Source organism: Mycobacterium sp. 1081908.1 (genome assembly GCF_001673535.1).
In the GTDB taxonomy this organism is placed as follows: Bacteria; Actinomycetota; Actinomycetes; order Mycobacteriales; family Mycobacteriaceae; genus Mycobacterium.
The window spans coordinates 23384-30950 of sequence record NZ_LZLY01000053.1 but is presented as its reverse complement, the minus strand read 5'-3'; the positions used below and the strand labels follow the sequence as shown (position 1 = coordinate 30950).

At 70.0% G+C, this 7567-nt stretch carries 7 protein-coding genes and 1 pseudogene; 5 read left to right on the top strand and 3 right to left on the bottom strand.

What is annotated here, in order from left to right:
• Positions 1–157: pseudogene (locus A5655_RS27780) on the top strand (TOBE domain-containing protein); the annotation flags it as partial.
• A gap of 14 nt (positions 158–171) precedes the next feature.
• On the opposite strand, the gene A5655_RS07500 reads toward A5655_RS27780, so the two are convergent.
• Positions 172–468 (bottom strand): DUF732 domain-containing protein, encoded by a 297-nt coding sequence (locus A5655_RS07500; protein WP_231999097.1) that lies wholly within the window; start codon positions 466–468, stop codon positions 172–174.
• Positions 469–605: 137 nt separating this feature from the next.
• The gene (locus tag A5655_RS07495; protein WP_067007550.1) at positions 606–980 is read right to left on the bottom strand and encodes a DUF732 domain-containing protein; all 375 of its coding nucleotides are present in this window, start codon (positions 978–980) and stop codon (positions 606–608) included.
• Positions 981–1250: 270 nt separating this feature from the next.
• Between A5655_RS07495 and A5655_RS07490 the strand changes: the two genes are divergently transcribed.
• Positions 1251–2123 carry a CDP-alcohol phosphatidyltransferase family protein gene (locus tag A5655_RS07490; RefSeq protein ID WP_231999096.1) on the top strand — a complete coding sequence of 291 codons (873 nt, stop codon included), beginning with the start codon at positions 1251–1253 and terminating at the stop codon, positions 2121–2123.
• Positions 2120–2755, top strand: a complete 636-nt coding sequence (locus tag A5655_RS07485) for a lysophospholipid acyltransferase family protein (protein ID WP_067007547.1) — start codon at positions 2120–2122, stop codon at positions 2753–2755. Before A5655_RS07490 ends, A5655_RS07485 begins: the two co-directional genes overlap by 4 nt.
• A 92-nt stretch (positions 2756–2847) precedes the next feature.
• Here A5655_RS07485 and A5655_RS07480 read toward each other — a convergent pair whose 3' ends face one another.
• Positions 2848–3753 (bottom strand): phosphatidate cytidylyltransferase, encoded by a 906-nt coding sequence (locus tag A5655_RS07480; RefSeq protein WP_067007543.1) that lies wholly within the window; start codon positions 3751–3753, stop codon positions 2848–2850.
• A gap of 165 nt (positions 3754–3918) precedes the next feature.
• Here A5655_RS07480 and A5655_RS07475 point away from each other — a divergent pair, with 165 nt between their 5' ends.
• On the top strand, positions 3919–5724 hold the full coding sequence (locus A5655_RS07475; protein WP_067007540.1) for an N-acetylglutaminylglutamine amidotransferase: 1806 nt from the start codon (positions 3919–3921) through the stop codon (positions 5722–5724).
• Positions 5721–7517 carry an N-acetylglutaminylglutamine synthetase gene (gene ngg / locus A5655_RS07470; RefSeq protein ID WP_067007537.1) on the top strand — a complete coding sequence of 599 codons (1797 nt, stop codon included), beginning with the start codon at positions 5721–5723 and terminating at the stop codon, positions 7515–7517. Before A5655_RS07475 ends, ngg begins: the two co-directional genes overlap by 4 nt.
• Positions 7518–7567: the final 50 nt, after the last annotated feature.

Genomic DNA, 7567 nt, shown 5'->3' with positions numbered 1-7567 from the left:
CGCGGCCACCGGCGGCCCGTTCACCGCCCAGATCACCCGCGGCGACGCCGAAGCGCTCGCCCTCCGTGAGGGCGACAACGTCTACGTGCGCGCCACCCGAGTGCCGCCGGTTCCCAGCGAGGTGACGGAAGATCAGGGCGGCCTGAGGTCGGCGTGACCGGCACGCGTGCCTCACCCGGCGGTCGTCCGGTATTGCGGGCAGTACGCGGACGACGACAACCCCAGGAAGAAGCCGGCCTGTCTAGCCGAGAGATTCGCGTCCTTCATCAGCTTCATCACCAGCAGGGGCCGCGTCGTGCCCTGGTCGAGCAGGGCGCACATGTTACGGCCCATCTGAATGGCCACGTTGTTGTCGGGTATCGGGATCGCCTGGCTCGCAAGGGCTGCGATGAAAGCGTCATCGTTCGAGTCGGCCGATGCCGGCGCGGCGAAGAGCGGCGCTGCGGCGGACAGCAGGGCCGCAATCACTGTCGACCACGTCCCGTGGGCCACGGTTCCTCGTTTATGCGGGCGAAATTGCGTCCATTCAAAAATAACTCGGCCACCCGGCCCGGCGAAAGCGCCGTGTCCGCGCGCCAACATGAGCGGCGCGCACGAACTCGCTCTCACATCATCGGCGGGAAGGGCACCATCCAGTTCATCGAGTTGTCGGTCTTGCCCCGATATTGCGGGCAGTAGGCGGCCACCGAAAGCCCGACGAAGTAGCCGGCCTGCTTCGGTGAAAGATCGGTGTCCTTCACGATCCGCATCGCCGCCGCGGTTGACGGCTCGCCCCTGTCGAATGCGGCGCACACCGTGTGGCCCATCGAAACCGCGGCGTTGCGGTCGGACATGGATATCCCGTTTTTCGCGAGGGCCGCGACGAACGTGTCGTCGATCGGCTCGGCCGACGCGGGCGCCGCGCCAAGCAGCGCCGCCGCGGCCAGTGCGACCCCGCAGGCCGTCGACCATTTCGCGGGACCCGCGCTCGTCCGGGTCATGGCCTCCCCCTCAACGGGTGAATCGGCTTCAAGTCAAGAACGACTTGGTTGAACGGTAACCGAAATCTGGGCGTACTTCTCGCCGAGCGGCCGCAAGAATTCCGCAAGAACTTCGCGACGAAGCGGCAAGCGTCGTGCAGCAACGTATGCGTCGCCGGTCACGGCGACCGGCCCGCCGGGCCGCTGCGGTCGGAGATCTTGGGACCGGTAGCGGCGGGGGACCGGTCAACTTGCACACAACTACAGACCACCAACCCGAGAGGAAACCCGGTGAGCACCGACCTCGACAACGCGCCGACACAGCGCACGCGCGGCATCAGCACGCTGAGCCCCGTGAGCGAGCCCCGCATCGCGCACCGCGGCTGCTACGCGTCGGGATCGCGCGCGCTCGCGGTGACCGAGACTTCCACGCTTCCCCGGATCAGGGTGGTCGCCCCCGCCGTCGCCCCGGTGCCGGCCGCGGCCAAGGCTCCGCGGAAATGGCAGGGCCTCTACGCGCTGAAGCCGTGGTACACCCGCCGGTTGACCCCGATCGTGAATGTCGCGGTGCGGCGAAACATCTCCCCGGACCTCTTTACCCTCGCCGGGGTGCTGGCGGCGGGCGTGGCCGGGGTGACCGTCGCGCTGGGATGGTGGCCGCTGACGGCGGTGTTCCTGGCACTGCGGCTGGCCGGAGCCAACCTCGACGGCGCCGTCGCCCGCGCTCGCGGCGTGAGCCGGCCGTGGGGATTCGTCGTCAACGAGATCGGCGATCGCGCGTCGGACCTGTTGACCTTCGCGGGCCTGGCGGTGTGGGCGGCGCGGCAGCGCGGCCCGGGGCTGCACTGGCTGTCCTGGCCGGTGCTCATGGTGCTGGTGGCCGCGTTGGCCGCGACGCTGCCCACCTTCGCCTCGCTGGCCGCAGCCGCCGCCGGCGCGCCGCGCCGCAACGGTGGCCCGCTCGGCAAGACCGAGCGCTGCCTGTTCGTTTTCCTGGCCACCGCATTCCCCGTCATCCTGCCGGTGGTGTCGACCCAGCTGGTGAACGGCTCGCTGATCACCACCGCGCTGCGGCTGCGGGCCGCCCACCGGGAGCTGGCCGCGAAGCGTCAGGACGGGCCGGCCGACCAGGCCACGCAGGAATTGGCGGTGCTGGCATCATGACCGCGACCCGGATCAGCAGCGTGCTGCGGCACCGGCTGTGGCGGGCGGTGTGCGCCGTGTCGGGGGGCCTGACCGTGACCGGCCGCTGGCGCGTTCCGGGCGGCTGCGTGGTGGTGGCCAACCACTCCTCGCACGCCGACACCGCGGTGCTGCTGGCCGCGCTGCCCGCCGGCGCCCAGCCGGTGTTCGCCGCGGCGGCCGACTACTGGTTCGACGTCCCGGTGCGCCGCTTCGTGGCGTCGTCGTTGATCGGCATCCTGCCCGTGCGGCGGTCCGGCAAGGACACCTACGCCCAGCTGCTGGCCGCGGCCCGCCCGGCGCTGAAGGCCGGACGCACCGTCGTCATCTACCCCGAGGGCACCCGGTCGACGGACGGGAACATCGCCGAATTCCGTTCCGGTGCTGTCCGATTGGCGCGCGACTGCGGCGTGCCGATCGTCCCGGTGGCGGTGCTGGGCACTGCGGAGGTGCTGCCCAAGGGCGCCAGCTTCATCTCCCACGCGCCAATGCGGGTCCGCATCGGTGAGCCCGTCAACCCGGCGGACACGTCCGCGGCGCAGCTGCGCGAGCAGGTCGTGGCCTTGCGGGATGGGTCGTCACCCAAGCCGCTCGAGCTGGCGCACGCCGCCTGACGGACGCCAAGCCGCACAGACCCCGCGCCGAACGTGTTCTCAGGGCGAGATTTTCGGGAATTTTTCGCCCTGAGAGCACGTTCGGCGCCCGCTCAACCGAGCAGATAGGCCAGCGGCAGGACCAGCAACAACGAGTCGATCCGGTCGAGCAGACCGCCGAAGCCCGGCAGCCACGAGCCCGCGTCCTTGACCTGTGCCTGCCGCTTGACCATCGATTCGACGAGGTCGCCGAGCACCCCGCCGAAGGCCACCGCCACCAGCAGGCCGATGGTCATCGTGCCCAGCAACGTCAGCACCAGAAAGGCCCCCACCACCGCGCCGACCAAGCCGCCGACCGTCTTGTTGGGGCTCAACGGGGACAACGGCTTTCGGGCCCACCGGAAGTAGCGCAGGCCCTTGCCGCCGCACCAGGCCGCGACGTCGGTGGCCGCGGCCGCGAAGCACACCAGATACGCGTCCGACCACAACGTCACCAGGTGCGCCAGGGACCAACAGATCCACACCGAACCGAACGCGGTGAAGGTGGTCCGCCTGCTGCCGTGCTCGACGTCGCCGCTGAACACCGAAGGCAGCGCACACCCCAGCACGATGATCGGTGCGAGCCGCAGCAGCGGCGGGTGCAGCCAGGCCGCGACCGGATACAGCACGGCCAGCGCCAGCAGCAGATACGTGTCGACCTTGCCGAGTTTCACCAGTCGCGCGTACTCGAACACCGCGACCACGGCCAGCGCGGCGGCCAGCGTCGCGGTGGTGCCCCGGCCTACCCAGATGGGGATGCCGACCACCGGCGCGATCATCACCCAGGTGGTCCACCGCCGGATCAGCTCGCGCCGGCGCGACGCAAGCACGACGACGCCGGCGATCACCAGGATCACCACGGTGACCCACAGGAAGAACACGGACCGCGCGTACAGATGCACGTGCAGCGGGCCCACGTCGAAATTGAGCGGTAACCGCCGATCCATGTGCAGGATCCGCAGGTAATAGTCGACCAGCATCAGCGTGGCCCGTCCACATCAGCCTCCCAGCAAACTGTGGTCCAGGAAACGATAAGCCGTCCTTGCCGATCCAGGAAACGAAATCGCGTCTTTGGCATCGGCGTCGGCTACCTGCCGCCACGGGCGCGCTGGGCGCTCGGATCGGCTCGCGGTAGGGTCAAAGGAGTGTGTGGACTCACCGGTGAGGTTCGACTCGACGGCCGGGTTCCCGACGTAGCGGCGGTGTCAGCGATGGCTGCCGTCATGGCGCCCAGGGGGCCGGACGCGGCGGGAGCCTGGTCACAGGGCCGGGTCGCCCTGGGGCATCGGCGCCTCAAGATCATCGACCTGACCGAAGCCGGCGCCCAGCCGATGGTCGACTCGGAGCTGGGCCTCGCGGTGGCCTGGAACGGCTGCATCTACAACTACAAGGAACTGCGGCGCGAGCTCACGGACCACGGCTACCGGTTCTTCTCGCACAGCGACACCGAGGTTCTGCTCAAGGCCTACCACCGCTGGGGCGACGACTTCGTCAGCCATCTCTATGGGATGTTCGCCTTCGTCATCGTCGAACGCGACAGCGGTCGGGTGGTGCTCGGGCGGGACCGGCTCGGCATCAAACCGCTGTACCTGACCGAGGACGGTCACCGGATCCGGTTCGCGTCGACGCTCCCGGCGCTGCTGGCCGGCGGCGGTGTGGACACCCGGATCGATCCCGTTGCGCTGCACCACTACATGACGTTCCACTCCGTGGTGCCGCCGCCGCTGACGATTCTGCGCGGCGTGCGCAAAATCCCGCCCGCCTCACTGGTCGCCATCGAGCCCGACGGCCGGCGCAGCACCACCACCTACTGGACGCCGGACTTCACCCGGCGCGCCGACCGCTCCGATTGGTCGGAACGCGACTGGGAGGACGCGGTGCTGTCCACGCTGCGGGTCGCGGTCGAGCGCCGGCTGGTCGCCGACGTCCCGGTCGGCTGTTTGCTGTCCGGCGGTGTCGACTCCAGCCTCATCGTCGGTCTGCTCGCCGAGGCGGGCCAGCACGGGCTGTCGACGTTCTCGATCGGCTTCGAATCGGCGGGCGGCGTCGAGGGCGACGAGTTCCGCTGGTCGGACATCATCGCCCGGCGCTTCGACACCGATCATCACCAGATCCGCATCGGGACCGACCGGATGCTGCCCGCGCTCGACGGGGCGATCGGCGCGATGAGCGAGCCGATGGTCAGCCACGACTGCGTCGCGTTCTACCTGCTGAGCCAGGAGGTCGCCCGCCACGTGAAGGTCGTGCAGTCGGGCCAGGGCGCCGACGAGGTGTTCGCCGGCTACCACTGGTACCCCCCGATGGGCTCGCCGGCGGCCGCGACGCTGGACGGGGCCGTCGCCGAGTACCGCGGCGCCTTCTTCGATCGCGATTCGGCCGAGCTGGCGGGCCTGCTGGCGCCGGGCAACCTCGCGCCGGGCGATCCCAGCCAGCGCTTCGTCTCCGAACACTTCGCGCGCGCCGGCGCCGAAACCGGCGTCGACCGCGCGCTGCGGCTGGACACGACCGTGATGCTGGTGGACGACCCGGTGAAACGGGTGGACAACATGACCATGGCCTGGGGGCTGGAGGGCCGGGTCCCGTTCCTCGACCATGAACTGGTCGAGCTGGCCGCGACCTGCCCCCCGGAGCTGAAGATCGCCCACGACGGCAAGGGCGTCCTCAAACAGGCCGCGCGACGGGTGATCCCATCGGAGGTCATCGACCGGCCCAAGGGCTACTTCCCGGTTCCCGCGCTGACCCACCTCGAAGGGCCCTACCTCGACATGGTTCGCGACGCCCTCTACGCGCCGGTTGCCAAGGAGCGCGGGCTGTTCAGCCCCGAAGCGGTCGACGCCCTGCTGGCCGACCCGAACGGCAAGCTCACCCCGCTGCGCGGCAACGAACTCTGGCAGATCGCCCTGCTCGAGCTGTGGTTGCAGCGTCACGGCGTGACGGGGCCGGCCGCATGACCGCCATCGACCCCTCCCAGGAGCACGCCGAGGACCACACCGAGGCCATCACCATGGGCCTGCACGACGCCTCCCCGCCGGAGCTCGTGGACGCGATGGCCAAGGACGTCGAGCTCGAAATGGGTTGGGGCCGACTCATTTTCGGTCAGACCTTCGCGGACGCGGAAACGCTGGCCGAGACGCTGCGCCGCGAGGTCGCCGGCCGGCGCGACATCTGCATCTACGCGCGCGAGTCCCACGTGGTGGTCGCGGGGGCGCCGACCGAGCTCTTCATCGACCCCAGCCACACCTATCGACTGCGCTTTCACCCGGACGACGACGACCTGGCGCCGTCGCCGGTCGGCCTGACGGTGCGCACCCTCAACGACCCGGACGACGCGGACGCGATGAACCGCGTGTTCGTGCGGTGCGGCATGGTGCCCGCGCCGGTCGAGACGATCTGGGACAACCACGTGAACCAGGAGGCGGTCACCTACCTGCTCGCCGTGCGTGAGGACGGCGCGGTGGTGGGCACCGTGACCGGCGTCGACCACGAGCTGCTGTTCTCCGATCCCGAGGAGGGGTCGAGCCTGTGGACGCTGGCCGTCGATCCCGCCGCGGCGCTCCCCGGGGTGGGCGAGGCCCTGACCCGCGCGGTCGCCGATCACTTCCGGCGTGAGGGCCGCGCCTACATGGACCTGTCGGTGGCGCACGACAACGCCGCGGCCATCGGCCTTTACGAGAAGCTCGGGTTCGTCCGCGTCCCCGTGCTGGCGATCAAGCGGAAGAACGCGATCAACGAGCCGTTGTTCACCGCGCCCCCGGAGACGGTCGAGGACCTCAACCCCTACGCGCGGATCATCGCCGACGAGGCGATGCGCCGCGGAATCTGGGTCGAGGTCCTTGACGCCGAGACCGGCGAGATGCGGCTCACCCACGGCGGTCGCAGCGTGATCACCCGCGAATCGCTGTCGGAGTTCACGTCGGCGGTGGCGATGTGCCGTTGCGACGACAAGCGTCTGACGCGGCGCCTGGTCTCGGAGGCCGGCATCACCGTGCCGCGTGCGCGGCTGGCCACCTTCGACGACGGCGACTTCAGCTTCCTGCAGGAGGTCGGCGAGGCCGTCGTCAAACCCACCCGCGGGGAGCAGGGCAAGGGCATCACCGTGGGTGTGCCGGCCGAAAAGGGTCCCGACGAGCTCACCGCGGCGGTGGCGCGTGCGCGCCAGCATTACCCGGAGGTGCTCATCGAGGAGCGCGTCGACGGCGACGACCTTCGCCTGGTGGTGATCAACGGCCGGGTCGTCGCCGCCGCGCTGCGAATGCCCCCCGAGATCATCGGCACCGGGGAGCACACCATCCGGGACCTGATCGCGGCCGAGAGCAGGCGACGCTCCGCCGCCACCGGCGGCGAGTCCAAGATCCCGCTCGACGACCTCACCGAGGCGACGGTGGCCGAGGCCGGCTGGAAGCTGGATGACGTGCTGCCCCAGGGCAGCCGGCTCCGAGTCCGGCGCACCGCCAACCTGCATCAGGGCGGGACGATCCACGACGTCACCGCCGTGGTGAATCCGGAACTGTGCCGCGTCGCGGTGGCGGCGGCCGAGGCGATCGGAATCCCGGTGACCGGCATCGACCTCCTGGTGCCCGACGTCACCGGCGCCGAGTACGCGTTCATCGAAGCCAACGAGCGGCCGGGGCTGGCCAACCACGAACCCCAGCCCACGGCGGCGGCGTTCATCGACTACCTGTTCCCCGGCCAGCCGGGCCAGCCGCTGGCGTGGACTCCCGAGGAGTCGCGTCCCGACCACTGAGCTTGTATTACGCCTTGTTTGGGTAATTCTCTGCTCACCCGGATAGGAGT

Coding starts and splice junctions, on each gene's coding strand:
- A5655_RS07495 (WP_067007550.1), bottom strand. CDS start 980: ATGACCCGGACGAGCGCGGGTCCCGCGAAATGGTCGACGGCCTGCGGG.
- A5655_RS07485 (WP_067007547.1), top strand. CDS start 2,120: ATGACCGCGACCCGGATCAGCAGCGTGCTGCGGCACCGGCTGTGGCGG.
- A5655_RS07480 (WP_067007543.1), bottom strand. CDS start 3,753: ATGCTGGTCGACTATTACCTGCGGATCCTGCACATGGATCGGCGGTTA.
- ngg (WP_067007537.1), top strand. CDS start 5,721: ATGACCGCCATCGACCCCTCCCAGGAGCACGCCGAGGACCACACCGAG.